This is a genomic window from Psychromarinibacter sediminicola, from assembly GCF_029168335.1.
Taxonomy (GTDB): domain Bacteria; phylum Pseudomonadota; class Alphaproteobacteria; order Rhodobacterales; family Rhodobacteraceae; genus Psychromarinibacter; species Psychromarinibacter sediminicola.
Genome location: NZ_JARGYC010000199.1, coordinates 1 through 1,121, shown reverse-complemented (window position 1 = coordinate 1,121; position 1,121 = coordinate 1). Strand labels below are relative to the sequence as shown.

Sequence of the window (1,121 nt, the reverse complement as noted above, 5' to 3'; positions counted from 1 at the left end):
CCCTGTCTATCGCGATTGTGCCATACTGGGTCCGGCGGCGATCCCGTGACCCGCCCCGGGACATGAACCCGTCGTGGGGTTTGGGACGCCGCCGGTTGGTCTGACCAGCCTGAACAGTTGCATGTGCCGGGATGACCCGAGCACGAAGACATGGACAGGATACCAGCATGGCATACACCTATATCGGCGTCGACCTCTCGAAGGACTGGCTCGACATCTACCACCCCGAAACCGGCCCCGACCGCGTGGCCAACAGGGCCCCGGCGATCCGCGCCTGGCTCGCCCGTCTCGCACCCACCGAGCTCGTGGTGTTCGAGGCAACCTCTCTCTGCGACGGCGTGATCCTGCGCTGCCTCGACGCGCGCCGGCACGTCTTCCACCGGCTCAACCCGGGCCATGCCTGGCACTTCGCCCGGTCGCTGAACCTGCCCAAGACCGACCGGGTCGACGCGAAGATGTTGGCCCGCCTGGGCGCCGAACGCAGCCTGCCGCCGTCGCCCGCCTTCGAGGCGGCGCGGGCCGAGCTGGCCGAGCTCAGCGGCCGGCACGATCAGCTCAAGCGTATGGAAACGCAGGAGAAGAACCGCCTGAAGAAGACCTTCTCGGCGGCGGTCAGGGCCGATATCCGCGACCAGCTGCGGGGGCTGGCGCGCCGCATCGCGCGGATCGAGGCGGCCATCGACACCTTCCTGAAAGACCACCCGGATCTCGCCGCGCCGCTGCGGCTCATCGAGAGCATTCCCGGCGTCGGCCGGGTCACTGCGGTGGTGCTGGTGGCGCTGATGCCGGAGCTTGGGGCCTGCGACCGGCGCCAGATCGCCTCGCTCGGCGGTGTGGCGCCGCGGGCGCGCGAGAGCGGCAAGTGGCGCGGCCGCCGCTTCGTCGGAGACGGCCGGCGGCGGGTGCGGCAAGCGCTCTACATGGCCGCGCTGAGCGTGATCCGGAGCGGCCACATCGCGCCGGACCTCGTGGCGCGGATGCGGGCCGAGGCCCGGCCCGGCAAGGTCATCGCGATCGCCATCGCCCGCAAGCTCCTGACCATTGCCAACGCCGTCCTGCGCGACGGCGTGCCGTTCCGCGAAATCGCCCCGCCGAATCCGACCTGAGAACACAGTTGCCCC

General features: G+C 70.4%; 1 protein-coding gene. It reads left to right on the top strand.

Annotated features, from left to right (window positions below; translation table 11 throughout):
* The first annotated feature begins 167 nt into the window (after positions 1–167).
* On the top strand, positions 168–1,106 hold the full coding sequence (locus tag P1J78_RS24920) for an IS110 family RNA-guided transposase (protein ID WP_275570066.1): 939 nt from the start codon (positions 168–170) through the stop codon (positions 1,104–1,106).
* Positions 1,107–1,121 lie beyond the last annotated feature (15 nt).